This is a genomic window from Mycolicibacterium parafortuitum (assembly GCF_010725485.1).
Classification (GTDB): domain Bacteria; phylum Actinomycetota; class Actinomycetes; order Mycobacteriales; family Mycobacteriaceae; genus Mycobacterium.
This window is the reverse complement of record NZ_AP022598.1, coordinates 1,379,759-1,402,157: the sequence shown is the minus strand read 5'-3', so window position 1 is coordinate 1,402,157 and position 22,399 is coordinate 1,379,759. Positions and strand designations below refer to the sequence as shown.

General features: G+C 68.1%; 25 protein-coding genes. 17 read left to right on the top strand and 8 right to left on the bottom strand.

Annotated features, from left to right (window positions below; genetic code table 11):
- The first annotated feature begins 3 nt into the window (after nucleotides 1–3).
- Both NTM_RS06565 and NTM_RS06560 read left to right on the top strand, forming a co-directional pair.
- Nucleotides 4–993: an ABC transporter substrate-binding protein gene (locus NTM_RS06565; RefSeq protein ID WP_163765833.1), complete on the top strand. Its 990-nt coding sequence runs from the start codon at nucleotides 4–6 to the stop codon at nucleotides 991–993.
- A gap of 102 nt (nucleotides 994–1,095) precedes the next feature.
- Nucleotides 1,096–1,782, top strand: coding sequence for a TetR/AcrR family transcriptional regulator (locus NTM_RS06560; RefSeq protein ID WP_163765832.1), 687 nt, complete (start codon nucleotides 1,096–1,098; stop codon nucleotides 1,780–1,782).
- A 23-nt stretch (nucleotides 1,783–1,805) separates the two neighbouring features.
- Here NTM_RS06560 and NTM_RS06555 read toward each other — a convergent pair whose 3' ends face one another.
- The gene (locus NTM_RS06555) at nucleotides 1,806–2,042 is read right to left on the bottom strand and encodes a DUF3072 domain-containing protein (RefSeq protein WP_163769396.1); all 237 of its coding nucleotides are present in this window, start codon (nucleotides 2,040–2,042) and stop codon (nucleotides 1,806–1,808) included.
- 83 nt (nucleotides 2,043–2,125) lie between these two features.
- Between NTM_RS06555 and NTM_RS06550 the strand changes: the two genes are divergently transcribed.
- On the top strand, nucleotides 2,126–2,623 hold the full coding sequence (locus NTM_RS06550) for a pyridoxamine 5'-phosphate oxidase family protein (RefSeq protein ID WP_104864395.1): 498 nt from the start codon (nucleotides 2,126–2,128) through the stop codon (nucleotides 2,621–2,623).
- A gap of 3 nt (nucleotides 2,624–2,626) precedes the next feature.
- Here NTM_RS06550 and NTM_RS06545 read toward each other — a convergent pair whose 3' ends face one another.
- From NTM_RS06545 to map, 5 genes are all read right to left on the bottom strand, one after another.
- On the bottom strand, nucleotides 2,627–3,430 hold the full coding sequence (locus NTM_RS06545) for an acyl-CoA thioesterase domain-containing protein (protein ID WP_163765831.1): 804 nt from the start codon (nucleotides 3,428–3,430) through the stop codon (nucleotides 2,627–2,629).
- 28 nt (nucleotides 3,431–3,458) lie between these two features.
- Nucleotides 3,459–3,791 carry a GNAT family N-acetyltransferase gene (locus NTM_RS06540; protein ID WP_104864393.1) on the bottom strand — a complete coding sequence of 111 codons (333 nt, stop codon included), beginning with the start codon at nucleotides 3,789–3,791 and terminating at the stop codon, nucleotides 3,459–3,461.
- 8 nt (nucleotides 3,792–3,799) lie between these two features.
- Complete coding sequence (locus NTM_RS06535; protein WP_163765830.1) at nucleotides 3,800–4,765, bottom strand: pirin family protein; 966 nt, start codon at nucleotides 4,763–4,765, stop codon at nucleotides 3,800–3,802.
- Nucleotides 4,762–5,196 (bottom strand): EVE domain-containing protein, encoded by a 435-nt coding sequence (locus NTM_RS06530; protein ID WP_163765829.1) that lies wholly within the window; start codon nucleotides 5,194–5,196, stop codon nucleotides 4,762–4,764. Before NTM_RS06530 ends, NTM_RS06535 begins: the two co-directional genes overlap by 4 nt.
- A 61-nt stretch (nucleotides 5,197–5,257) precedes the next feature.
- Nucleotides 5,258–6,028 carry a type I methionyl aminopeptidase gene (gene map, locus NTM_RS06525; RefSeq protein ID WP_163765828.1) on the bottom strand — a complete coding sequence of 257 codons (771 nt, stop codon included), beginning with the start codon at nucleotides 6,026–6,028 and terminating at the stop codon, nucleotides 5,258–5,260.
- 87 nt (nucleotides 6,029–6,115) lie between these two features.
- Here map and NTM_RS06520 point away from each other — a divergent pair, with 87 nt between their 5' ends.
- From NTM_RS06520 to NTM_RS06510, 3 genes are read left to right on the top strand one after another with little or no spacing between them, the layout of a single operon-like run.
- Entirely contained in the window at nucleotides 6,116–6,382 is a 267-nt protein-coding gene (locus NTM_RS06520; protein WP_163765827.1) for a helix-turn-helix domain-containing protein, read from the top strand.
- 30 nt (nucleotides 6,383–6,412) lie between these two features.
- Nucleotides 6,413–6,682 carry a DivIVA domain-containing protein gene (locus NTM_RS06515; protein ID WP_104864389.1) on the top strand — a complete coding sequence of 90 codons (270 nt, stop codon included), beginning with the start codon at nucleotides 6,413–6,415 and terminating at the stop codon, nucleotides 6,680–6,682.
- A complete protein-coding gene (locus NTM_RS06510; protein WP_163765826.1) occupies nucleotides 6,675–8,225 on the top strand; it encodes an acyl-CoA carboxylase subunit beta in 1,551 nt (516 codons plus the stop codon). The genes NTM_RS06515 and NTM_RS06510 overlap by 8 nt, the downstream gene beginning before the upstream one ends.
- Nucleotides 8,226–8,374: 149 nt before the next feature.
- Here NTM_RS06510 and NTM_RS06505 read toward each other — a convergent pair whose 3' ends face one another.
- A complete protein-coding gene (locus NTM_RS06505) occupies nucleotides 8,375–8,668 on the bottom strand; it encodes a WhiB family transcriptional regulator (protein ID WP_083142780.1) in 294 nt (97 codons plus the stop codon).
- A gap of 346 nt (nucleotides 8,669–9,014) precedes the next feature.
- On the opposite strand from NTM_RS06505, the gene NTM_RS06500 reads away from it, so the two are divergent.
- Nucleotides 9,015–9,752: a helix-turn-helix domain-containing protein gene (locus tag NTM_RS06500; RefSeq protein WP_163765825.1), complete on the top strand. Its 738-nt coding sequence runs from the start codon at nucleotides 9,015–9,017 to the stop codon at nucleotides 9,750–9,752.
- Between the two features lie 4 nt (nucleotides 9,753–9,756).
- Here NTM_RS06500 and NTM_RS06495 read toward each other — a convergent pair whose 3' ends face one another.
- On the bottom strand, nucleotides 9,757–10,884 hold the full coding sequence (locus NTM_RS06495) for a MinD/ParA family ATP-binding protein (protein ID WP_232079632.1): 1,128 nt from the start codon (nucleotides 10,882–10,884) through the stop codon (nucleotides 9,757–9,759).
- A gap of 368 nt (nucleotides 10,885–11,252) precedes the next feature.
- Here NTM_RS06495 and NTM_RS06490 point away from each other — a divergent pair, with 368 nt between their 5' ends.
- The 10 genes from NTM_RS06490 (at nucleotide 11,253) to NTM_RS06445 (ending at nucleotide 22,359) form a co-directional block, all read left to right on the top strand.
- Complete coding sequence (locus NTM_RS06490; protein ID WP_232079631.1) at nucleotides 11,253–12,116, top strand: ESX secretion-associated protein EspG; 864 nt, start codon at nucleotides 11,253–11,255, stop codon at nucleotides 12,114–12,116.
- Between the two features lie 16 nt (nucleotides 12,117–12,132).
- Nucleotides 12,133–12,648, top strand: a complete 516-nt coding sequence (locus NTM_RS06485; protein WP_179963898.1) for a hypothetical protein — start codon at nucleotides 12,133–12,135, stop codon at nucleotides 12,646–12,648.
- Nucleotides 12,641–14,359 carry a type VII secretion AAA-ATPase EccA gene (eccA, locus tag NTM_RS06480; RefSeq protein ID WP_163765824.1) on the top strand — a complete coding sequence of 573 codons (1,719 nt, stop codon included), beginning with the start codon at nucleotides 12,641–12,643 and terminating at the stop codon, nucleotides 14,357–14,359. The genes NTM_RS06485 and eccA overlap by 8 nt, the downstream gene beginning before the upstream one ends.
- Before the next feature lie 3 nt (nucleotides 14,360–14,362).
- A complete protein-coding gene (eccB, locus tag NTM_RS06475) occupies nucleotides 14,363–15,844 on the top strand; it encodes a type VII secretion protein EccB (protein ID WP_163765823.1) in 1,482 nt (493 codons plus the stop codon).
- Nucleotides 15,841–18,072 carry a type VII secretion protein EccCa gene (gene eccCa / locus NTM_RS06470; RefSeq protein ID WP_104864384.1) on the top strand — a complete coding sequence of 744 codons (2,232 nt, stop codon included), beginning with the start codon at nucleotides 15,841–15,843 and terminating at the stop codon, nucleotides 18,070–18,072. Before eccB ends, eccCa begins: the two co-directional genes overlap by 4 nt.
- Complete coding sequence (gene eccCb, locus NTM_RS06465; protein WP_163765822.1) at nucleotides 18,069–19,820, top strand: type VII secretion protein EccCb; 1,752 nt, start codon at nucleotides 18,069–18,071, stop codon at nucleotides 19,818–19,820. Before eccCa ends, eccCb begins: the two co-directional genes overlap by 4 nt.
- Nucleotides 19,821–19,996: 176 nt before the next feature.
- Nucleotides 19,997–20,293, top strand: a complete 297-nt coding sequence (locus NTM_RS06460; protein ID WP_104864382.1) for a PE domain-containing protein — start codon at nucleotides 19,997–19,999, stop codon at nucleotides 20,291–20,293.
- A gap of 30 nt (nucleotides 20,294–20,323) precedes the next feature.
- The gene (locus tag NTM_RS06455) at nucleotides 20,324–21,631 is read left to right on the top strand and encodes a PPE family protein (protein ID WP_163765821.1); all 1,308 of its coding nucleotides are present in this window, start codon (nucleotides 20,324–20,326) and stop codon (nucleotides 21,629–21,631) included.
- A gap of 98 nt (nucleotides 21,632–21,729) precedes the next feature.
- Nucleotides 21,730–22,044, top strand: a complete 315-nt coding sequence (locus tag NTM_RS06450) for a WXG100 family type VII secretion target (RefSeq protein ID WP_232079630.1) — start codon at nucleotides 21,730–21,732, stop codon at nucleotides 22,042–22,044.
- A gap of 30 nt (nucleotides 22,045–22,074) precedes the next feature.
- The gene (locus NTM_RS06445) at nucleotides 22,075–22,359 is read left to right on the top strand and encodes a WXG100 family type VII secretion target (protein ID WP_104864380.1); all 285 of its coding nucleotides are present in this window, start codon (nucleotides 22,075–22,077) and stop codon (nucleotides 22,357–22,359) included.
- Nucleotides 22,360–22,399 lie beyond the last annotated feature (40 nt).

The following is a 22,399-nucleotide window of genomic DNA, read 5'->3' as shown; positions in this document are numbered from 1 at the left end:
TCTGTGTTGAAACAACTTTCGAAAATTGCGCGGTGGGGTGCGGTTGCCTCGGCCGCCGCGCTGCTGACCGCGTGCGGTGGTGGCGGCGGGAGCAGCGAATCCGCGACCACCGAAGGCGGCCTGGTCAAGGTCAACGTCGGGACGATCCCGGCGATCCTGAGCGCGCCGCTGTTCGTCGGGATCGAGGAGGGGATCTTCGAGAAGCACGGCCTGGACGTGACGGTGAACTTCGCCGACGGCGGCGCGGCGGTCATCCCGTCGGTGCTCAGCGGTGAGAACCAGTTCGGCTACTCGAACATCGTGAGCCAGCTCGCGGCGATCGATCAGGGATTGCCATTGCGGCTGGTGCAGCCCGCGTGGGCGCCGCACTCCGAACCCGACGAGGACGATCACGGCGTGCTGGTGCTCCCGGACAGTGGAATCAATGAGCCGAAGGATCTGGAGGGCGCGAATATCGCAGTCAATACGCTGCAGAACATCGGTGAGGTCGAAATCCGCCGTGTGTTCGACAAGCAGGGGCTCAACCACGAGACACTGACATGGACGCAGCTTCCGTTCTCGGACATGGGTGAGGCCCTCGCGCGGGGCGACGTCGATGCGATCTGGGTGTCCGAGCCGCACCGCACGCCCGGCCTCAACAAGGGGTGGAAGCAGATAATCGGCCCCGGTGCCGAGTCTTTCCCGGAACAGGTGAGCGGCTACTACTCGACGTCGCAGAGCTACGCCGAATCCAACCCCGACGTGGTGAAGTCGTTCCGGGACGCGATGATCGAGGTCAACACGTTCGCCGAGGCGAACCCGGCGCGCGTCGGTGAGGTGGCCGTCGCCGAGATGGGGATCGACGCCGCGATCATCGACCAGGTGAACTTCCCGAAGTTCCCGACCGAGGACGACGGGCAGGCACTGCGCGACTACGGCGCGGCGGTGGTCCAGTACGGGATCATCGACGAGGAGCCCGCGGACTACGACGCGCTGTTCGCCGTCAAGGACTGACCGGACGACACGCGGTGGGCCCCGACTCAGAGGGCCCACCGCGTGTCGAATGCCGCACAGCGATAGCCGATCCCGAGGGAGCACGTGACTTACCATGACCGTATGACCAAGGCGCCGTCGCAGGGGGGCAGGCCCCGCCGCAGCGGGGTTGTCGCCGAGGACCCCCGCGGGGACATCCTGAAAGCGGCGGCAGAACTGTTCGCGGCGAAGGGCTTTGGCTCCACCCGGATGGACGCGATCGCCGAGCGGGCCGGGTTGGGCCAGTCTTCGCTCTACTACTGGTTCCGGTCCAAGGACGAGATCCTGCGCGGGATCATGAATCAGAATCGGGTGTCGCTGGAGGCGGCGAGGGCACTGTCCGAGCGGGACGAGCCCGCCGCGGTCCGGCTCTACATCGTTCTGTACCAGGACGTCGTGCAGATGTGCACGGCGCCGTTGAACTTCTACGACCTGGAGCAGGCCGCCAAGAAACAGCCGGAGGTCTTCAGCGACTTCCAGGACGATTACGACGAGTTGTCGGCCCGGCTGGCCGACATCATCGCCGAAGGCGTCGCATCCGGGGAGTTCATCGACGTGGCACCGGCCGAGTTCGCGACGACGGCGCTGTGCCTGACCGAGGGCAGCCAGTACCGGTTCCACGCGAGCGGTCAGAATCGCGGCGAGCTCCACGGGGTCGCTGACGCCGCGGCGAGAACGTCACTGCGGGCGGTGATGTCGGATGTGCGTGCGCTGCCCGCGGTGCAGGCGGCGGCCCGCAACGGCATCGCCGGCTTCAGCAGTTCGGTCTGATCTCGACGGGCCGGAGCAGGGCCTCAGGCGCCGCGGCCGGTGCGCTGCTGGAGTTCGTCGATCAACTCCGACGCCTGGGCCTTGGTGGCGTCCTCGGGGACCTCGGCGCCGGCTTCCTGGGCCAGGGTCTGCAGATAGCTGCGCTGCGGTCCGGTCATCGGTTCGTCCCCGGTGACCCACTGCGAGGTGTCCTTCTCGGCGTTCTCGCGGGGCGCGGGGGTGCTTGCGGGGGTTGTTGCGGAGGTGTTGGTGTCGCTCATGCCTTCCCGATTGCCCATCGCACGCATGTTCGAAACCTGCGGGTCGTGCCCGGTCGGCGACGATGACCTGCGAGTATCGACGCGTGGGTAAGAATGAGCGCGCAAAGATCGTGATGTCCGACGGCGAGATCGCCGAGTTCATCGACCGCAGCCGCACCGCCACGATGGCCACCGTGCTGTCGAACGGGCGGCCGCACCTGGTCGCCATGTGGTACGCCGTGATCGACGGCGAGATCTGGTTCGAGACCAAGGGCAAGTCGCAGAAGGCCGTCAACCTGCGCCGGGATCCGACGATCACGGTGATGATCGAGGACGGTCTGACCTACGACACCCTGCGCGGCGTGTCGATCGACGGGACGGCCGAGATCTACGACGACCCGGAGACCAATCTGCGCGTCGGCATCAGCGTGTGGGAGCGCTACACCGGTCCCTACACCGAGGAGATGCGCCCGTTCGTCGAGCAGATGATGAACAACCGGATCAGCGTGCGGGTGGTCCCGGGCCGCACGCGCAGCTGGGATCACCGCAAGCTCGGCATGCAGGGCATGCCGATCTCGGGCAGCACCGCGCAGTATCTCTGAGCCTCAGCTGAATTCCCGCGGCGGCTTGAAGCCGGGGTTGGCCAGCGCGGTCGCGGTGGCGGTGCCGATCGGGCCCTTCTCGTCGACGACGACGGCCGTGCCGGTGGCCACCCCGGCGTCGCTGTCGTGGGTCAGCGCGGCCAGGCCGATCCACGGACCCACGGGCAGGCGGCTGAGCGCCAACGTGTAGTCGGCGTTGATGAACGGCAGCCCGTCCTCGCCGAAGTGGGTCAGCGAGCTCGCGAAGTCCCCGGCCTGCGCGGTGCGCACGAACGGGGTCATCTCGGCGCCCGCGACGATCTGGCCGAGCTCGTTCGCCCAGACGTACTTGGGCCCGTCGTGGGCCCAGGCGTTCAGCCCCAGGCTGGGTGTGTCGCCGTCCTTGCCGAAGGACCACACGAGCGTCTGGACCTCGACGGTCGGCGGGTCCGACGGGATGTCCGGCATCGCGATCGCGGTGGTGAACCGGTCAGCCTGCGGCTGGTCGCCGCGGCGCAGGAACAGCGCGGACGCGCGGCCGACGACCGTACCGTCCTGCACCATCGTCGCGTCGACGAGCTTGAGCCTGCGGCCTTCCCGGACGACCTCCGTGGTCACGCGCACGGGATGGGCGAGCAAGGCGGGCCGCATCAGGTCGACGGTGAACCGCGCGGGCTGCAGGTCGGGGTCGGCGGCGTCGCGCTCGATGACGTGGCCGAGCAGGCCGCCGACGTAGTGGCCACTGATCGTCTGCCCCCACGGGCCGCGCGCCCAACTGGTCGGGACGAATGAGTCACCGTCGGGCTCGTAGATCGCGTGGCTGCTCACCGCCCGGACATTAGCGCAGCCGGTGTGCTCACCGTCCGGACAGGACGCCCTTGACCTCATCGGTCACCGGATCGGTGACGTCCTTGAACTCGGGGTTCTTGTCGATGAAGTTCGCGACCATCGAGCAGACCGGGACGATCCGCTTGCCCTCGGCGCGGGTCGCTTCGAGCGCTTCGCGGACCAGGATCGTCGCCAGCCCGCGCCCGCCGAACGCGTCGTCGATCTCGGTGTGCGGGAAGATCCGCTGCTGCCCGTGGTCGACGAACTCGGTGAAGCCGGCCTTGGTGCCGTCGACGGAGATCGCGAAACGGTCCGACTCGGCCGTCACCTCGGTGGGCGCGCCTGTCTTGTCTGTGCTCATGCCCTCCTCTATACCCGGGGGTTGGGGCGCGGACGCAGGGTGGCGTTCGGAAGCGGCGGGGCGGGCAGGCGTGCGACGCGTCCTTCGTAGCCGGCGACGGCACCGAATCGCGTGTCGTGCTGCTCCCACTGCTCGCGGTATGCGGCGATGTCGGCGTGGCTGCGGCCGACGAAGTTCCACCACATCACCAGTTCCTCGCCGAACGGCGTGCCGCCGAGCACCAGCACCCGCGCCGGGCCGTCCCCGCGGTTGGCCAGGTGCAGGCGGCTGTGGCCGGTGCCCTGGTAGGCGAGGTCGGCGACGGCCAGCGCCGATCCGCACGCGACCACGTCACCCTGATCCACCAGCACCCCGTGCTCGAAGGACTCGTCGATGTCGAGGGCGACCTCGGTGCCGGGGTCGAGGTCGAGCTGTGCGCCGAGCAGCGGGGTGAAGGTGTGCACCGGAGAGCGGTCACCGTCGAGCTCGCCGAGGAACACCCGGGAGGTGACCCCACCGGAGCTGCGCGGCCTGGGTGCGTAGTGCGCGAAGTCGCGGTCGGTGTCGCGGGCGGAGTCGGGCAGCGCGACCCACAGCTGCGCGCCGTGCAGGGTCGTCGTCGCCGACGTCGACACCTCGGAGTGACAGATGCCCGCGCCCGCGGTCATCAGGTTCAGCTCCCCGGGGCGCACCATCGCGTGCACCCCGGCGCTGTCGCGGTGCTCGACCTCGCCGCTGAACAGCCAGCTGACCGTCTGCAGCCCGGTGTGCGGGTGCGGGGGCACGTCCATCCCGGTACCGCCGCGCACGTCGTGCGGACCGTAATGGTCGGCGAAACACCACGCCCCGATCAGCGAGCGCTCCCGTTGCGGCAGCGTGCGTCGCACCCGGATCGCGCGGGGGCCGCCGAGCGGCACCTCCCGGGGATGCAGGACACCGGCGAATCCCGTGGCCGTGCAATCGACTTCGGGGGGCGCCGGGTCGGTGTTGCTCATTGCGTCAGCGTAGGCGCCGACACCAGCATCGCCGAGCGGATCACGTCGAGGTCGGCATCGCTGATCGTGAAGACGCCGAACCGGAACTTGTAGCCCCAGCGCGTCTTGTCCTCGATGAAGCCGAGGTGATCGAGGAGCGGACGGATGGGTGTCTCGACGCAGTCCAGGAAGTCGACGTTGCGTCGCCACGGCTGGAGCTCGGGGCTGATGTCGGCTTGGTAGGCGTCGTCGTCGGCGACCCGGCCGATCGCGGTGAACGCCTGCAGCGGTGGGCCGTCCGGATACACCGTTCTCGGTGAGTAGAAGACCAGCCAGTCGCCGCGCGCCATCTTGCGCAGCATGTGCGGCTTGCCGTGGTTGGCCTGGGTGAAGCGGCCGCGGACCGCGCGCTCGACGTGATCGCGGCTCACGGTGTTGATCCAGTTCGTCATGTCCGAACGCTATGCCGCCACACCGACACTCCACAGGGGCCGAGCCCGGCCCTGTGGATAACTAGTTGAGGGTGGTGAGCACGCGCGGCCCGTCCTCGGTGATCGCGACGGTGTGCTCGGAGTGCGCGGTGTTCGAACCGTCCGCCGAGCGCAGCGTCCAGCCGTCGTCGTCGACGGTCAGCCGCGCCGTCCCCCGGCCCCACCACGGTTCCAGCGCCAGCACCATGCCCGGCCGCAGCACCAGGCCGCGGCCGGGCTTGCCGCGGTTGGGGACATGCGGATCCTCGTGCATGGTCCGGCCGACTCCGTGGCCGCCGAAATCGGTGTTGACCGCGTAACCGCCACTGTGCGCGACGGCACCGATTGCCGCGGAGATGTCACCGAGGTGCCCACCCGGAACCGCCGCGGCGACGGCGGCGGCCAGTGCCCGCCGGGTGGAGTCGACCAGGGCCCGGTCGGCGTCGTCGCGGCCGTCGCCGACGACGATCGTGACGGCTGCGTCGGCGACCCAGCCGTCGATCGACACCGCGAAGTCCATCGACAGCAGGTCGCCGTCGCGCAGCACGTGGTCGCGCGGAAGTCCGTGCAGCACAGCGTCGTTGACCGACAGGCAGATGACGTTGCGGAATGGACCGCTGCCGAACGACGGGGCGTAGTCCCAGTAGCAGGACACCGCGCCGCGGTCGGCGACGAGCGTGCGGGCCCGCCGCTCGAGGTCCAGCACGTTGACCCCGGGTTCGGCGACGCCTGCCAGGGTGGCCAGCGTCTGCGCCACGAATTCGCCGGTGACGGCCATCTTGTCGATCTCGGCGGGCGTCTTGAGTTCGATCATGCATCGCTCCATGTGCTCGGTATTTTTATACCGAAACGACAGTACCAGGATCGGTATTTGAATACCGCTTGGGCTAGGGTGGCTTTCATGGTGCGCGTCCCGTTGAGTCCCGAACAGATCCGCGCCGGACAGCGTCTCGGTGCGCTGATCCGGACGGCGAGGGCCGGCCGAGCACCCGACGACGTGGCCCGGGCGGCCGGGATCTCCCCGGAGACGCTGCGCAAGATCGAGGTCGGCAGGATGCCCAGCCCCAGCTTCGGCACCGTGGTGAGTCTGTGTGACGCGCTGGATCTGCCGCTGCAGCAGGCCGTCGAGGTGTGGCGCGGCGACGGCGACGAACAGATCGCCATCTGAGCGACTGCACGGTCCGTCTACTCTGGCGCCATGAGCGACGGCACCGTCACGGCCGAGTACCTGCGCACCATCACCTTCGAGAAGCCGCCCTGGAATAAGCGCGGGTACAACGAGAAGGCGGTCACCGATTTCCTCGCGCTGTGCGCGCGACGCCTGGAGGGCCGCGGACACCTGAGCGCCCAGGACGTGCGCAACGTCCGGTTCAACAAGCCGCCGTTCGGCAAGCGCGGTTTCGACGCGAGCCAGGTCGATGCGCTGCTCGACGAAATCGCCACGGCCATCGCGAAACTCGATGCCTGAGCAGGAGCCGATCCGCGACGACCTGGCCGAGCTGGCGCGCCGGCGCGCGCTGACCCAGGACGCCGCGCGCCCCGATGCGGTGGCCCGCAGGCACGCCGCCGGTGGGCGCACCGCCCGCGAGAACGTCGCCGATCTGGTCGACGACGGCTCGTTCGTCGAGTACGGCCGGTTCGCGATCGCCCCGCAACGGATGCGCCGCGAGGTCGAGGACCTGATCGCGCGCACCCCGGCCGACGGGCTGGTCGCCGGGACCGCGCGGATCGACGGACACCCGTGCGCGGTGTTGTCCTACGACTACACCGTGCTGGCCGGGACGCAGGGCGGGTTGGGCCACCGCAAGAAGGACCGGTTGTTCGAGCTGATCGAGCGGATGCGGCTGCCGACCGTGTTCTTCGCCGAGGGCGGGGGAGGTCGCCCCGGCGACACCGACTACCCGGCGGTGTCGTCACTGGACACCAGGGCATTCGCGTTGTGGGCCAAGCTGTCCGGGCTGGTGCCGCGCATCGCGGTGGTCAAGGGCCGCTGCTTCGCCGGCAACGCGGTGATCGCCGGCGCGTCCGATCTGATCGTCGCGACCCGGGATGCGTCGCTGGGCATGGGAGGTCCGGCGATGATCGCCGGGGGCGGGCTCGGCGATGTCGCGCCCGACGCCGTCGGCCCGATGGCGGTGCAGGAGCCCAACGGCAACGTCGACGTGCTGGTCGACGACGAAGCCGAGACGGTCGCTGTCGCGAAACGGCTGATCGGGTACTTCCACGGAGCGGTCGGCACCTGGAGCGCCGCTGATCAGTCGGCGCTGCGCACCGCGGTGCCCGAACGCGCCCGCCGCGCCTACGATGTCGCGCCGATCATCGAGACCCTCGCCGACGAGGATTCGGTGACCTTCCTGCGGCCGCGGTTCGCGCGGGAGATGGTGACGGCGCTGGCGCGGATCGAGGGACGACCCGTCGGGATCATCGCCAACGACACCCGGTTCACCGCGGGCGCGATCACCGCGGCCGCATCGGACAAGGCGGCCCGCTTCCTGCAGCTCTGCGATGCGTTCGGGTTGCCGGTCGTGTCCCTGATCGACTGCCCGGGCTACATGGTCGGGCCGGCCGCCGAAGCCGAGTCCCTGGTGCGCCGCGCCTCGCGAATGCTGGTGGCCGGAGCCGCACTTCGGGTGCCGATGATCGCGGTGATCCTGCGCCGCGGGTACGGATTGGGCGCGCAGGCGATGGCCGGCGGCAGCCTGCACGAACCGGTGCTGACGGTGGCCTGGCCGGGTGCGCACCTCGGGCCGATGGGCCTGGAGGGCGCGGTGCGGCTGGGGCTGCGCAAGGAGCTTGAGGCGATTCCCGACGAGGCCGAGCGCGAAGCCCGCGTGGCGGCGGCGACCGCCGCGGCGCAGGAGAACGCCAAGGCGCTCAACGCGGCGATGCTTTTCGAGATCGACGACGTGATCGACCCGGCGGATACCCGCGCGGTGATCGCGTCGACGCTGGCGGCGGCGGGGACGAAAAAACCGGCCCCCGAGGGGAGCCGGTTCGTCGACACGTGGTGAGTGTGGTGAGACGGTGCCGCCTGCGCCTCTCGGCGAGTGGTCGCTCGAAGCGACTTTTGTGGATGGGGCCCGGGGCATGCTCGGCACCGTCGCATCATGTAACCGACGGGTGCGGGGATGTATTCCTGCTCGGGATAGCTCGGTTCGCGTCACGCGATATCGGCGTAGTACACCCGGCGGGTGCCGACGGGGTAGCCGTTCTGCTCGGCCAGCGACTTGAGCTGACGTAGCGCGAAAGTCCGGCCGCGGCCGGACTCCGGGACGTAGATCCCCGCCCAGAGGCCTTCCGCGCGCGGCGACTCGTAGGCCTCGCGGGCGCACAGCCACCGCCGGGGGCAGGACCGGCAGATCTTCTTGGCGTCGTCATCAGCCGTTGTGGTCCACCGCTCGGGATCCCGCGTGCACTCGCCGATCGGCGTCTCATCCCACGACTTGGCGTTCATCGGTCGCTCCTTCTCGTCCGGTCCGGCGGTCTCCGCCGCGATGTCGAACAACGTAACCGCCAAACCGTAGCGCTGCAACAGTTAGTGCTGCGGTATTGCGGATCAGAGTCCCGCGCCTTACTACGGTGCGCGCAACGCCAATACGCCTGACGTCGCTAAATGACAGCGCTACGGTTTTGGGCGCCGGAGCGAAGTCTGCCACAATTCCGTCGCATTGTTACGGTATAGACCGCCGAGATGATGTAGTTTTGGTGCGGCGCTGCTTCGGTAACCGCATCGCCGGCCGTGATACATAGCTCGGTACGATGACCGCGCCGCGCCAGACCGCACGAGGGACCCCGGGTAGATGACCAACGCCGAACCGATCGACGGAGCGATCGGTGCGCCGGATCCCGGCATGGTTCGCGCGGGATCGGCGGCCGCGGCGCGACGGCGTGAACTGAACATCAGCCAGCGGAGCCTGGCGGCTCAGGGAATCATCAACGCCGGCGCATTGATCGCCTTCGAGAAGGGCCGCAGTTGGCCGCGGGAGCGCACCCGCGCGCGGCTCGAAGAGATCCTGCAGTGGCCCTCCGGCGCCATCGCCGCACTGCGCCGCGGCGAACCGGTGCGGACCACCTCGGCGCAGCCGGCGCAGACATTACAGCCCAGCGGTGACGAGGTGTCCCTGATCGCGCAGGCGGTCATCACCGCGGTGCACGCGTTCGACGCGACCGTCGCCGCGCTGCCTGGCCCCGACGACGACACGTTCATCCCGCGGGTCACCGCGATCCTGACCGATCTGCGCCAGCTCGAGGCGGTGGCGTCCCGCGCCGCCCGCATCGGCCGGGTGACGCCGACCCTGATCAAGGCATTGAGCACGGTGCGTGGCCTGTACGACGACCTGATGATGCGCGCCGCCCGCGCGCCGCGCGCGACGCTCGGGCATCGGCTCTACGCCGCGCGCCGCCGCGCCAACCTGACTGTGCTCGAAACCGCCCAGGCGGCAGGTGTTTCCGAGCAGGCCATCGAGCACAGCGAAGCGGGAGAGCCGATCTCGCAAGCCGAGGCCGCCGCGATCGAGGCCCTCATCAGCCAGATCTGATGCGTCAGCGCCGGTCGCGGTGGTGATCGTCCTGGGTCGGGTAGAAGCTGGCCAGCGCCGCGCACACCTCGACAAGCTTGCGGCGGGCGGCGCGAGACATCTGCGCGCTGCCGCCGATCACGCCGCCCGGGCGCAGCCGCCCGTCGAACGGCACCTCGACGACCAGCTGGCCGTGGCCGGAAAACTGCTCGGCAAGAATGCTTCTGGTGCGCTTGTCGGCGTGCCCGTCGCTGTCGTTGAGCACCACGACGGTGTTCTGAAGCAGCGAGGTCATCCCACGGGCGGTGAGCCAGTCCAATGCCTGGCCCGCGGCGGCGGCACCGTCGACCCACGGCGACGACACCACCACGAGCGCGTCGAGATCGCGCAGCACCTCCTGGGTGACGGGTGAATCCATCGTCGAGCTGCAATCCACGATCGCGATGGAGAAATGCCGATCCAGCCGGGCCATCGCCTCGCGGTAGATCGCGGCGTCGAGCACCCGCCTGCGCGCGGGGCTGGCTTCGCCGGCGAGCACGTAAAGGCCGGAAGCGTTGTGGCCCAGACGGTTACGCAGGTCGGCGAACGTCTCAAGATGCTGATCGGAGGTCAGCTCCCAGAACGATCCCTGCGCCTTCGGGTCCACGCGGCTGCCCAGTTTGCCGAACGCGGTATCCGCGTCGACGGCGATCACCCGGTCCTCCTGGCGCAGCTCGGCGAAGATCGAGCCGATACAGGCCGACACGGTGGTCTTGCCGACACCGCCCTTGCCCATCACCCCGACCTTGAAATGCCCGCGCAGCGGACCGCGCACGGCCGCCTCCAGAGCGGCCAGCCGCCGCTCCTGCGGGGACGGACCGAGATTGACGAGGCCGAACGTGGCCTTGTAGACCGCCAGCCGCCAACCGTGACCGGGCAGGACCTTCGGCGTCGGAACCAACTGCTGGGAGCGGATGCCGTCGGCGTAGCTCGCCGGTAGCGGTGGCATCGTCGGTTGCGCAGGCGTGGTCGGGCCCGGCTGTGGCGGCCACGGCTGCAGCGGGGGATGGCCAGGTTGACTGACCGGTGGAACCGGGCGGGTGGGCGGTGTCCAGTCCGGCGGGGCGGTGGTGGGCATCTGCTCGGTCCGCAGGGTCTCGTCGCGGTCTGTCACTCCTCAAGCCTAGCCGTACTCCTACCCCAGCAAACAAGTCCATCCAGGCTGCGAAGGGTCGGCGGGGAACCCGACGGATGCTTTGTCGCAACCGTTGTGCGCAGGCATCGGGCCGGGCGTCCGAAAGCGGTGAACGTCGGCCTAAAATTTTCGCTAACGTCAAACACCCTGGTGCAGAGCGAAACTCGCCGGTCACGCAGTTTCTCCACGCAGTGCATGCAGCGGGCCGCGATCGGGAAAAATAGTGTGCTTGACCCTCCAATACCGCTGGTACAGTCCCCCGAGGAAGGGATGTGCCAGATGGTCCAGATCGATGTTCCAAGGGGGTGTGGCAAAGCAATGCCTGATCCCGGGGGAGGCGCTCTGTGGTGACCGGACCGCTGTTTCGGAACCTCGAACCCACCCACTACGACGATGTGGTGGGGGTCGAGGTCACGATCGACGGGATGCTTGTCATCGCCGACCGCCTGCAACTCGTCGACTTTCCGCCGGCGCTGGGAATCCGACCGAACATCCCCTATGAGGACCAACGCACGCTCGTCTGGGATCAGGTGACGCGCGACCTGACGGCACAGGGAATCCTGGATGCCCACGGAGGCCCACACCCCGAGGTGGCGGCGATGGTGGACACGCTCAGCCGTGCCGACCGGACCCTGGATTGCCGATGGTGGCGCCGCGATGACGGCGAGAAGATGGTGCGATTCGTGGTGTGCCGCAAGGGTGATCGGCACGTCGTCGCCGCTCGCGACGACCAGATGCTGGTCCTGCAACGGGTCGCGCCGCAGATCGGGCTTGCGGCGATGCTGACGGTCGTCATCGGCGCCGGGACGCCGGCCGATGTCGAGCCGCTCACCGGCATCGTCAGCGCCCTGGCCGAGACCCGCACTGCGGAGCAGCTCAGCGGCTACGGCCAGCCGCCTCACTCGGCGAAGATCTACGCCGAAGCGATCGCCGCACCGCACAGCTGGGTGGAGATCACCGCCGGCGAACGGCATCCGGGTGGGACGCACTCCGAGGCGGGCGTCGGCGCCGGTGTGCTGGACTGCTCACACGGCCGCATCGTGTCGATTCCGCGGCGCGTCAACGGCGAACTGTACGGAAGCTTCCTGCCGGGCACGCAGGAGAACCTGCAACGTGCGCTCGACGGCCTCGTCGAATTCCTGCCCTCCGCATCATGGTTCGAGCACAAGGACGTCGGCGCACCGGAGCGCCACCACTCCTTCGCGTACTAGGAAAGGCGAAGACACGGTGCCCAAACCCCCGCCCGGTTCCCACTCTTCGGATTTCACCGAGGACGGGGACTTCTACGACCTGGCGGCGCTCGACCTGCCTGCCGCCGACATGAGCCACGCCGACAGCGAGCTCAGCGAAATCCTCGGTGACTACCCGTCTTCGGATGCCTATCCGGACTCCGCGGACTCCGAGGCAAGTATGCCGATGTTCACCGTCACGAATCCGCCCGGCACCGTGACCGTCACGACCTACATCGACGGCAGTGTCCACGACGTGGAGCTGTCGGCCGGCGCGGCAACGCTCAGCGAGGTCATGCTCGCCGACGAGATCGTCGTGATCGCCGGCCTGGCAACCCAGGATGCCAGATCGGCCCAATACACGATGATGCTCGACGGGATGCGCGAGCAGGGCCACGACAGCGTGGCGACCCGGGACTTCCTTGCCCGGGATCTGAATCTGCCCACTCCGGAACAGGCTCGCACAGCCCGCGCCGAGCTGTTCATGAACCGTTACATAGGTGACCATGACTGACCAACTCGCCGGTGTTTTCGGCACCGCGGTGGGGCTGCTGCCCACCGCGCAGGCCCGATCGCTCGAACTGTTCACCGAGATCACGACGTTCGACGAAGCCGCCTGCGATGCGTGGGTGGGCCGGATCCGCTGCGGTGACACCGACCGGGTCACGATGTTCCGGGCGTGGTACTCGCGCAACAACTTCGGCCAACTTGCCGGCGCCGCCGAGGTGTCGATGAACAGCCTGGGCGCCCGGGTGCCGATCGGCGGAATGTTCGGCGACATTACCTATCCGGTGAACTCGCCGTTGTCGATCACGTTGAGCTTCGCGGTCAGCGAGGCGGCGGCGGGCAACTACGCCGACGCGATGGAGGCGCTCGACACCGCTCCGGCCGCGGGTGGCGAGCATCTGGTGTCGTGGGTCAAGGCGGTCATCTACGCGGCCGCCGAACGCTGGAGCGATGTCATCGATCAGGTGCGCACCGCATCGTCCTGGCCGGATAAGTTCCTGACCGGTGCGGCGCTGGTGGCCCACGGCGTCGCCGCAGCCAACCTCGGTCTGTTCACCGAGGCCGAGCGGCGTCTGGTGGAAGCCAACTCGGGGCCCGCCGCCCAGGCCTGTAACCGCGCGATTGCGTGGTACTCGGCGATGGCCTATCGCGGGTTGGGTAACGAAGACGCCGCGGTGCGCCTGCTCGAATGGCTGCAGGCCTCCCACCCGTCGCCCGACGTGGCTGCGGCACTGCGGGATACGTCGTACCGGCTGCAGACCACCACAGCCGACAAGATCGCGTCGCGCCGCGACCTGTGGGATCCCGCCAGCGCACAGGCTGACAACTCCGGCCGGGAGAGCATGCTGACCGAAGCGCAGGCCGAGCTGGACCGCCAGATCGGCCTGACCAGGGTCAAAGAGCAGATCGAGCGCTACCGCGCGGCCACTCAGATGGCGAAAGTGCGTGCCGCGCGCGGGATGAAGGTCGCCCAGGCGTCCAAGCACATGATCTTCACCGGCCCTCCCGGAACGGGGAAGACGACCATTGCGCGGGTCGTCGCGCAGATCCTGGCCGGGCTCGGGGTCATCGCCGAACCGAAACTGGTCGAGACCTCCCGCAAGGACTTCGTCGCCGAGTACGAGGGACAGTCGTCGGCCAAGACCGCGCGCACCATCGACCGTGCGATGGATGGGGTGCTGTTCATCGACGAGGCCTACACCCTGGTGCAGGAGCGCGACGGACGTGCCGACCCGTTCGGCACCGAGGCGCTGGACACTCTGCTCGCGCGGATGGAGAACGACCGTGACCGGCTGGTCGTCATCATCGCCGGCTACAGCAACGACATCGACCGGCTGCTGGAGAGCAACGACGGTCTGCGGTCGCGGTTCGCGACCCGCATCGAGTTCGACTCCTATTCCCCCGAGGAGATCGTCGACATCGCAAAGGTCATTGCGGCCGGCAACGATTCGAGCCTCAGTGACGACGCGGCCAAGCACGTGCTGGACGCCGCTACCCTGCTGACGCAGAGCACCACGAACGGCAAACCGGCACTCGACATCGCAGGTAACGGCCGATATGCCCGGCAGTTGGTGGAGGCCGGGGAACAGAATCGCGACATGCGGTTGGCCCGCTCGCTGGACTTCGACAACCTCGACGTGGACACGCTCAGCGAGATCACCGGCGACGACATCGACGCCGCGATCACCTCCGTGCACGCCCGATTGAATCTCGGGTGACGCGTGGCGGGATTCAGGCTCACCACCAAGGTTCAGGTCAGCGGCTGGCGGTTTCTGCTCCGCCGCGTCGAGCACGCGATCGTGCGGCGCGACACCCGGATGTTCGACGATCCGTTGCAGTTCTACAGCCGCGCGGTCACCGCGGGCATCGTCCTGTCGGTGCTGATATGCGTCGGTGCGGTCCTGCTGGCCTATTTCAAACCGCTGGGCAAGCGCGGCGAGGACACCCTGCTCGTCGATCGCTCGACCAACCAGCTCTACCTCGTGCTGCCGAACAGCGCCCAGCTGCGGCCCGTGTACAACCTGACCTCGGCACGGCTGATCCTCGGTGACGGCAAGGAGCCCGTTGCGGTGAAATCCGAAGAGCTGAACACGATGCCGAAGGGGCAGCCGGTCGGAATCCCCGGCGCACCGTACGCGACGCCGGTGTCGTCGTCCGCCGATTCGCAGTGGAGCCTGTGCGACACCGTGATCAAGCCCGACAGCGTGGCGCCCGCCGTGGAGTCCTCGGTCCTGGTCACCCCGCTGGCGCTGGACGCGACCGTCGGCGAGATGCGGCCCGAGCAGGGCATGCTCGTCACCTACGAGAACCAGAACTGGCTCGTCACCGCCGCGGGCAGGCACCTGATCGACCTCGCCGACCGTGCGGTGACCTCGGCGGTCGGGATCCCGGTGACCGCACGGCCCACTCCGATCTCGGAGGGGCTGTTCAACGCGCTGCCCGACGCGGGTCCTTGGCGGCTGCCCGCGATCCCGGGAGCCGGTGCCCCGAACACGCTCGGGCTGCCGCCGCAGCTGGTGATCGGTTCGGTGTTCGCGACGATGACCGGTCCGGACGACCGCGCCGACGCCCAGCACCATGTGGTGCTGCCCACCGGCGTCGCGAAGGTGAACGACACCACCGCCGCCGCGCTGCGCGCGACGAACTCCTACGGACTGGTCGAGCCGCCAGGGATGGAATCGAGCGCCGTGGCCCGGGTGCCCGAGCAGGTGTACGGCTCCCCGCTGCCGGATGTGCCGATGGATGTGCTGTCGCGTGAACAGCTTCCGACGCTGTGCTGGTCGTGGCAGCGCGTCGCCGGTGACCAGGCTCCCGAGATCTCCGTGATCGCCGGGCGCCGCCTCCCGTTGCCGCCTGCCGCGCTGACCACGGGCATCGACCAGATCACCGGCGATGCGACGGTCTACATCGGCGGCGGCCAGTACATCCAACTTCAGTCGCCGGACCCGCGATACGGCGAGAACCTGTACTACATCGACCCGCAGGGCGTCCGCTACGGCCTGCCGGATCAGGAGACCGCTGCCAAGCTGGGGCTGACGGCACCGGCCACAGCACCGTGGCAGGTGGTGGGCCTGTTGGTGGACGGCCCCGTGCTCTCGCAGCAGGGCGCACTCGTCGAACATGACACGCTGCCGCCGAACCCGAATCCGCGCAGGGCCGGTGGTGAGTCCGCGACCGCGGCCGGTGACGGAGGTGGGCGATGACGACCCGGAAGTTCACGCCGATCATCAAGCGCGGGCCGCGGCTGACCCCGGGCGAGATCAACGTCACCCCGCCCGAGGATCTCGGGGTCGACATCCCGCCATCAGGCATGCAGAAGGCGCTGCCGTGGGTGATGGGCGGCTGCATGCTCGGCATGATCGCCATCCTGATCTTCGGTGGCTTGCGCAGCTTTTCGCCGTACATGCTGATGATGCCGATGATGGTGGTGATGGGCGCCGTCGGCATGATGGCCGGCGGTGGAGGCGGTGGCAAGAAGATGCCCGAGATCAACGCCGACCGCAAGGAGTATCTGAGGTACCTGGCGGGGTTGCGCACCCGGGTCACGTCCTCGGCGGCCGCACAAGTCGCGTTCTTCAATTACCACGCACCGCATCCCGATGACCTGCTGTCCCTGATCGGGACGCACCGGCAGTGGTCGCGGGCATCGAACAACGACTTCTACGCGGCCGCCCGGATCGGTCTGGGCTCAGAACCCGCCGTCGACCGGTTGCTCAAGCCGTCCGTCGGCGCCGAACTCGCCGGTCCGGCCGGGGCGCCGCAACCGCACCTCGAGCCGGTCAGCCACATGTGGGTCACGAAGTTCCTTCGCACCCACGGCCTGATCCACGATTGCCCGAAGCTGGTGCAGCTGAAGACCTTCCCCACCATCGCCGTCGGCGGCGACCCCGGCGGCGCGGCGCAGCTCCTCACCGCGATGATCTGCCACCTGGCGGTGTTCCATCCGCCGGACATGCTGCAGATGCGGGTCTTGACCGATGACCCGGAGGACCCGATGTGGGCGTGGCTCAAGTGGCTTCCGCACCTGCAGCACGATTCGGACACCGACGCCGCGGGCCACACCCGGATGGTGTTCACTCGTCCGGACGCGCTCGGTGACCTGACCGCGCGCGGACCCCACACCGCCGATGCGACACCCAGCGGACCGTACGTCATCGTGATCGACTTGACCGGCGGCAGAGCGGGATTCCCGATGGACGGACGTTCCGGCGTCACGGTCATCACGCTCGGCAACCACAAGTCCACCTACCGGATCCGGGTGAACGCCGCCGACGGCACCGCCGACGACAAGCTGCCCGGCGCATCGTTCCGGCTGGTCGCCGGTGATGTCGACCAGATGACCCCGGGGCAGGCCGAGCGTGTGGCGCGCAAGCTCGCCGGATGGTCGATCACCGGAACCATCATCGACAAGGGCACCCGGGTCCAGAAGAAGGTTGCCACCGAGTGGCACGAGATCGTGGGCGCGAAATCGGTCGAGGAGGTGACCCCGGCGCGGTGGCGGATGTTCGCCGACAGCGACCGGGACCGGCTGCGGATCCCGTTCGGGCATGAGCTCAAGACCGGCGACGTGATGTACCTCGACATCAAGGAAGGCGCCGAGTTCGGTGCGGGCCCGCACGGAATGCTGATCGGCACCACAGGTTCCGGCAAATCGGAGTTTCTGCGCACCTTGATCCTGTCGCTGGCCGCAACCCACCATCCCGACCAGGTGAACCTGTTGCTGACCGATTTCAAAGGTGGGTCGACATTCCTCGGGATGGAGAAGCTTCCGCACACCGCGGCGGTGGTGACCAACATGGAGGAGGAGGCCGAACTCGTCAGCCGCATGGGTGAGGTGCTCACCGGTGAGCTCGACCGCAGGCAGTCGATCCTGCGCCAGGCCGGTATCGAGGTCGGTGCGGCCGGTGCGCTCTCGGGTGTCGCCGAGTACGAGAAGCACCGGGAGCGTGGCGCGGATCTTCCACCGCTGCCGACGCTGTTCGTCGTCGTCGACGAGTTCGCCGAGCTGCTGCAGAACCACCCCGACTTCATCCAGTTGTTCGATCGGATCTGCCGAGTGGGCCGATCCCTGCGGGTACATCTGTTGCTGGCCACCCAGTCCCTCAATACCGGCGGCACTCGGATCGACAAACTCGAACCCAACCTGACCTACCGAATCGCGCTGCGTACCACCAGCTCCGCGGAATCCAAGGCGGTGATCGGCACGCCGGAGGCGCAGTACATCACCAACAAGGAGAGCGGTGTCGGCTTCCTGCGGGTGGGGATGGAGGATCCCGTGAAATTCCAGAGCGTGTACACCGGCAACCCGTACGCGCCGACGGTGGTCGGGCCCGGTGACGACGACGGCGCTCCGCGCGCGCACGCAGACAACAGCATTCGTATCCATCGGTTCACCACGGCGCCGATCCTGGACGCGAGCGTGCTCGGATGAGCATCGACACCGGGCAGAAGGTGCTGCGCGAGGTGGTGCTCGAGCAGCTGACCACCGGGGAGAACCACGCCTACCGGATGTGGCTGCCGCCGTTGGCCCAGCCGACGCCGGTCAACGAACTGGTCGCCCGTGACTATCAGCGGCGCCCGTTGCGGGTCGGTCTCGGCGTCATGGACGAGCCCCGCAGACACCGCCAGGAGGTGTGGGGGATCGACCTGACCACGGCGGCAGGCAACATCGCGATCGGCGGCGCTCCGCAGACCGGCAAGTCGACGCTGCTGCAGACATTCATCCTGTCGGCCGCCGCCTCGCACACCCCGCGGCAGATCCAGTTCTACTGCGTGGACATGGGAGGTGGCGGCCTGATGTACGTCGAGGACCTGCCACACGTCGGAGGCGTGGCGACCCGTGCGGAGCCCGACCGGGTCAACCGCGTCGTCGCCGAGGTGAAAACCGTTCTACGACAACGTGAGCAGATGTTCAAGCAACACCGGGTGGGCTCGGTTGCCGACTACCGCGCGATGCGCGAGGACCCGAGCCATCCGGCGTCGGCGGACCCGTTCGGCGACGTGTTCCTGGTGATCGACGGGTGGCCGGCGTTCGCGGCGGAGTTCGACGCGCTGGAACCGACGGTGCAGGACATCGCAGGGCAGGGTCTGGCCTATGGCGTGCACACGATGATCTCGACGCCGCGGTGGACGGAGCTGCGGGCGCGGATCCGCGACTACCTCGGCACCAAGATCGAGTTCCGGCTCGGTGATGTCAACGAGACTCAGATCGACCGCGTCACCCGCGAGATTCCGGTGAACCGGCCAGGGCGCGCGGTGTCGACGGAGAAGCACCATTTGATGATCGGGGTGCCCCGGCTCGATGGCGTGCACAGCGCCGAGGGTCTGGTGCCGGCGATGACCGCCGCGGTGAAGGAGATCTCGGCACGTCACACCGACGAGGCACCGCCGGTTCGGGTGCTGCCCAGCCGGATTCATCTGCGCGACATGGATCAGAACCCGCCCGGGCCCGACTCCGATTACCGCACGCGCTGGACGATCCCGGTGGGCCTGCGGGAAGCGGATCTCACGGTGGCGTACAACCACATGTTCAGCACGCCGCATCAGTTGATCTTCGGGGCGCCCAAATCGGGTAAGACCACAATCGCGCACGCGGTCGCCCAGGCGATCTGCGCGCGCAACAGCCCCAAGCAGGTGCGGTTCATGATCGCCGACTATCGGTCGGGCCTGTTGGAGGCCGTCCCGGAGAGCCACCTGCTCCCGGCCGGAGCGATCAATCGCAACCAGGGTGCTCTCGAGGAGTCGATCAAGGCGCTGGCGGTGATCTTGTCCAAGCGGCTGCCGCCGGCGGACCTGACACCGTCGCAGCTGCGGGCGCGCTCGTGGTGGGAAGGACCCGACATCGTGCTGCTGGTCGACGACTGGCACATGATCACGGCCGCGGGAGCCATGATGCCGCCGATGGCTCCGCTGGGACCATTGCTGCCCGCGGCGGCCGACATCGGACTGCACCTGGTGGTCACCTGTCAGATCAGCCATGCCAGCCGGGCGACGATGGACAAGTTCGTCGGCGCGGCGTACGGGTCGGGAACACCGACGATGTTCCTGTCCGGGGAGCGACAGGATTTCCCGTCGCGGGAGATCGTCGTCAAGAAGCGGCCCCCCGGGCAGGCGTTCTGGGTGACTCCCGACGTCAAGGAAGTGATCCAGGCAGCCTATGTGGATCCACCCGAAGAATAAGTGTCCCGACCCCCCACGGATTGCGGTTAATATGGGTGAAGCGGTACTCCAGCAAATCAAATAGCGCCCTCGCAAATAGTTATTGTCCGGGCAGTAAAAATTGTGAGCGATTCTGCGCCAGCATCTTTGCCAAAGTTAAATACATCAATGTGTTTCACACTATGAGGAGACAGCAAATGCAGCCACTTGCGCACAATCCCGCGGCCGCAGGAATCGGCGGACAGGTCACCGCCAACGGGGCGCGTGGCCTCGGCGTCGGCACGGCGGCGACCGTCGAGGTCAGCGCGCTGGCCCCGGCCGGCGTCGACGAGATCTCGGCCACCGCGGCGTTGAGCTTCGCGTCCGAGGGTGTGCAGACCCTCGGGATCAACGCGCTGGCCCAGCAGGAGATCGCCCGCGCAGGCGCCGCCGTCATCGAATCGTCGGTGGCCTACGAGGCGACCGACGTGGCGATCGGCACGACGCTCATCTAGGCAAACGTCTCATTCGAGTCTGCTTCAGCCATGGCCAACATCGGTATCCCCGTCCCACCGTCTTGGGTGGCGTTTCCACCCGAGATCAACACCTCGCGCCTGCAGGCGGGTGCGGGTGCGGTGCCGATGCTTCAGGCCGCGGCCGGCTGGGAAGCGTTCGCGATATCGCTGGAAACCCAAGCTGACGAACTGGCCTCCAGCCTGGCGTCCCTGGCACAGAACTGGCAGGGTGTAGCCGCCGAGCAGGCGATCATGGCCGCGATGCCGATGGTGCTGTGGTTGCGCATGCTCTCGCTGCAGGCCCACAAGCGTGCGTTGCAGGCTTCTGCGCAGGCGAGCTCGTGGACTGTTGCGGCCACCGGCACCCCGCAGCTCCCAGAGATCGAGCTGAACCACGTCACCAACGCGACCCTGCATGCGACCAATTTCCTTGGTGTCAACGGCATCCCGATCGCGGTGAACGAGGCGGACTATGTCAGGATGTGGAATCAGGCCGCCGCAGTGATGACGGCCTACGAAACCGAGACCGTACTCAACACAACGTTCGAACCGGTGGCGCCGCCGAAACCGATCACCGTTCCGACGGGCTCGGAAGGAGCCCTGGCGACGGCGATGTCCGGCGCCGCACCCGGTGCGGGCGAAGCGGTGATGCGCAACGCGACCATCGCCAAGGTCAGCTCGACCGCCAAGCTGGACACCGCCAACCAGGTGGCCGGACGGATGGAGGCGACGGCGCACAACGCCGGAAGGATGCAGACGCAGTCCGATGAGGGGCGACTGCTGCAGGACGCGCCGCAGCAGGGGATGCAGAACGGGATGCAGATGGTGTCCCAGCTCGGATCGAGCCTCGGGCAGCTGCCCCAGCAGATGATGCAAGGGGTCACCCAACCGTTTCAGCAGCTCAGCCAACCGCTGCAGCAGATGTCGTCGCTGTTCGGCGGAATGATGAACGGCGACAAGGGCGCTCAGGTCGGAATGCTCGGTGCCACGCCGTTCTCCAACCATCCCGCGATCGGAGGCAGCGGACCCGCGACCGGGGCGGGCCTGATCCGTGCGGCGTCGCTGCCCGGTGCCGGGGGCTCTGCGCCGCAGACGCCGTTGATGGCCGGCCTGGTCGGCTCCGGACAGCAGCCCACCGCCTCGGTGGCGGTGGGTGCCGGGGCGGGTTCGGGCGCCGGCGCCGGTGTCGCCCCGGTCGGGGGCGGCGCGATGGGCGGCGGCGGGCCGATGGGCATGTTGGGGCAGCGCGGAAAGAGTGGCGGTGGCAGCAAGCCCGGGCTGAACGTACCCGCTCCGCTCGATCATGATCTCAGCGAAGACGAGGACGACGAATGGTGAACGTCGCCAACAGACTTGCCGGCCACCTGGGTCGGGAGGGCTCGCCGTAGGCGAGCACGCAGGTAACCGAAGCACAGGTTCAACAGAAAGGTCAGCACATGTCATCGGGTATGCAGGCGGATACCGCGCAACTGGTCGTCGAGGCCGGCAACTTTGACCGGATCTCCGGCGAGTTGACGGGGATCCTGGGCAATGTCGAGGGAACCGCGACGGCGCTCTCGGCCAACATGAGGGGCGGGGCGTCGGGACCGGCGGTGCAGGCCGCGCTGCTGCGGTTCTCCGAGGCCGCCCGTCAGCAGATCGACCTGCTCACGCAGATCTCGGAGAACGTCCACAGCAGCGGCATCGACTACGACGTCCGCGACGACGACATCGCGCAGGGCCTGGCCGCACAGATGTCCCGCGACCTCTGATCCACGACCGAACAGATTTGGAGAGCTGATATGTCAATCGAATACAACTTCGCCGGTATCGCCACCGACGCCGACGACATCATGGGAGCAGTGGCCCGCACCGAGGGACTGTTGCAGGACGGCAAGGCAGCGGTGACGCGGCTGGCCGCGGTCTGGGGCGGCACCGCCTCCGAGGCCTACCAGACCGTTCAGAACAGGTGGGACAACAGCTCCCAAGAGCTGAACATGGCACTGAAGAGCCTGTCGAACGCCATCCGCACGGGCGGCGAGGACATGTTCATGACCAACGAGGGCAACCGGGGAAAGTTCGTCTGACCACCGAGCGCGCCGTGGGCGATCGATCCACCCATCCGCA

What these genes read in the sequence shown, in the direction of transcription:
- NTM_RS06560 (WP_163765832.1), top strand. Translation starts at nt 1,096, where the DNA reads ATGACCAAGGCGCCGTCGCAGGGGGGCAGGCCCCGCCGCAGCGGGGTT.
- NTM_RS06555 (WP_163769396.1), bottom strand. Translation starts at nt 2,042, where the DNA reads ATGAGCGACACCAACACCTCCGCAACAACCCCCGCAAGCACCCCCGCG.
- NTM_RS06540 (WP_104864393.1), bottom strand. Translation starts at nt 3,791, where the DNA reads ATGAGCACAGACAAGACAGGCGCGCCCACCGAGGTGACGGCCGAGTCG.
- NTM_RS06535 (WP_163765830.1), bottom strand. Translation starts at nt 4,765, where the DNA reads ATGAGCAACACCGACCCGGCGCCCCCCGAAGTCGATTGCACGGCCACG.
- NTM_RS06530 (WP_163765829.1), bottom strand. Translation starts at nt 5,196, where the DNA reads ATGACGAACTGGATCAACACCGTGAGCCGCGATCACGTCGAGCGCGCG.
- map (WP_163765828.1), bottom strand. Translation starts at nt 6,028, where the DNA reads ATGATCGAACTCAAGACGCCCGCCGAGATCGACAAGATGGCCGTCACC.
- NTM_RS06520 (WP_163765827.1), top strand. Translation starts at nt 6,116, where the DNA reads ATGGTGCGCGTCCCGTTGAGTCCCGAACAGATCCGCGCCGGACAGCGT.
- NTM_RS06515 (WP_104864389.1), top strand. Translation starts at nt 6,413, where the DNA reads ATGAGCGACGGCACCGTCACGGCCGAGTACCTGCGCACCATCACCTTC.
- NTM_RS06510 (WP_163765826.1), top strand. Translation starts at nt 6,675, where the DNA reads ATGCCTGAGCAGGAGCCGATCCGCGACGACCTGGCCGAGCTGGCGCGC.
- NTM_RS06505 (WP_083142780.1), bottom strand. Translation starts at nt 8,668, where the DNA reads ATGAACGCCAAGTCGTGGGATGAGACGCCGATCGGCGAGTGCACGCGG.
- NTM_RS06500 (WP_163765825.1), top strand. Translation starts at nt 9,015, where the DNA reads ATGACCAACGCCGAACCGATCGACGGAGCGATCGGTGCGCCGGATCCC.
- eccA (WP_163765824.1), top strand. Translation starts at nt 12,641, where the DNA reads ATGACTGACCAACTCGCCGGTGTTTTCGGCACCGCGGTGGGGCTGCTG.
- eccCa (WP_104864384.1), top strand. Translation starts at nt 15,841, where the DNA reads ATGACGACCCGGAAGTTCACGCCGATCATCAAGCGCGGGCCGCGGCTG.
- eccCb (WP_163765822.1), top strand. Translation starts at nt 18,069, where the DNA reads ATGAGCATCGACACCGGGCAGAAGGTGCTGCGCGAGGTGGTGCTCGAG.
- NTM_RS06460 (WP_104864382.1), top strand. Translation starts at nt 19,997, where the DNA reads ATGCAGCCACTTGCGCACAATCCCGCGGCCGCAGGAATCGGCGGACAG.
- NTM_RS06455 (WP_163765821.1), top strand. Translation starts at nt 20,324, where the DNA reads ATGGCCAACATCGGTATCCCCGTCCCACCGTCTTGGGTGGCGTTTCCA.
- NTM_RS06450 (WP_232079630.1), top strand. Translation starts at nt 21,730, where the DNA reads ATGTCATCGGGTATGCAGGCGGATACCGCGCAACTGGTCGTCGAGGCC.
- NTM_RS06445 (WP_104864380.1), top strand. Translation starts at nt 22,075, where the DNA reads ATGTCAATCGAATACAACTTCGCCGGTATCGCCACCGACGCCGACGAC.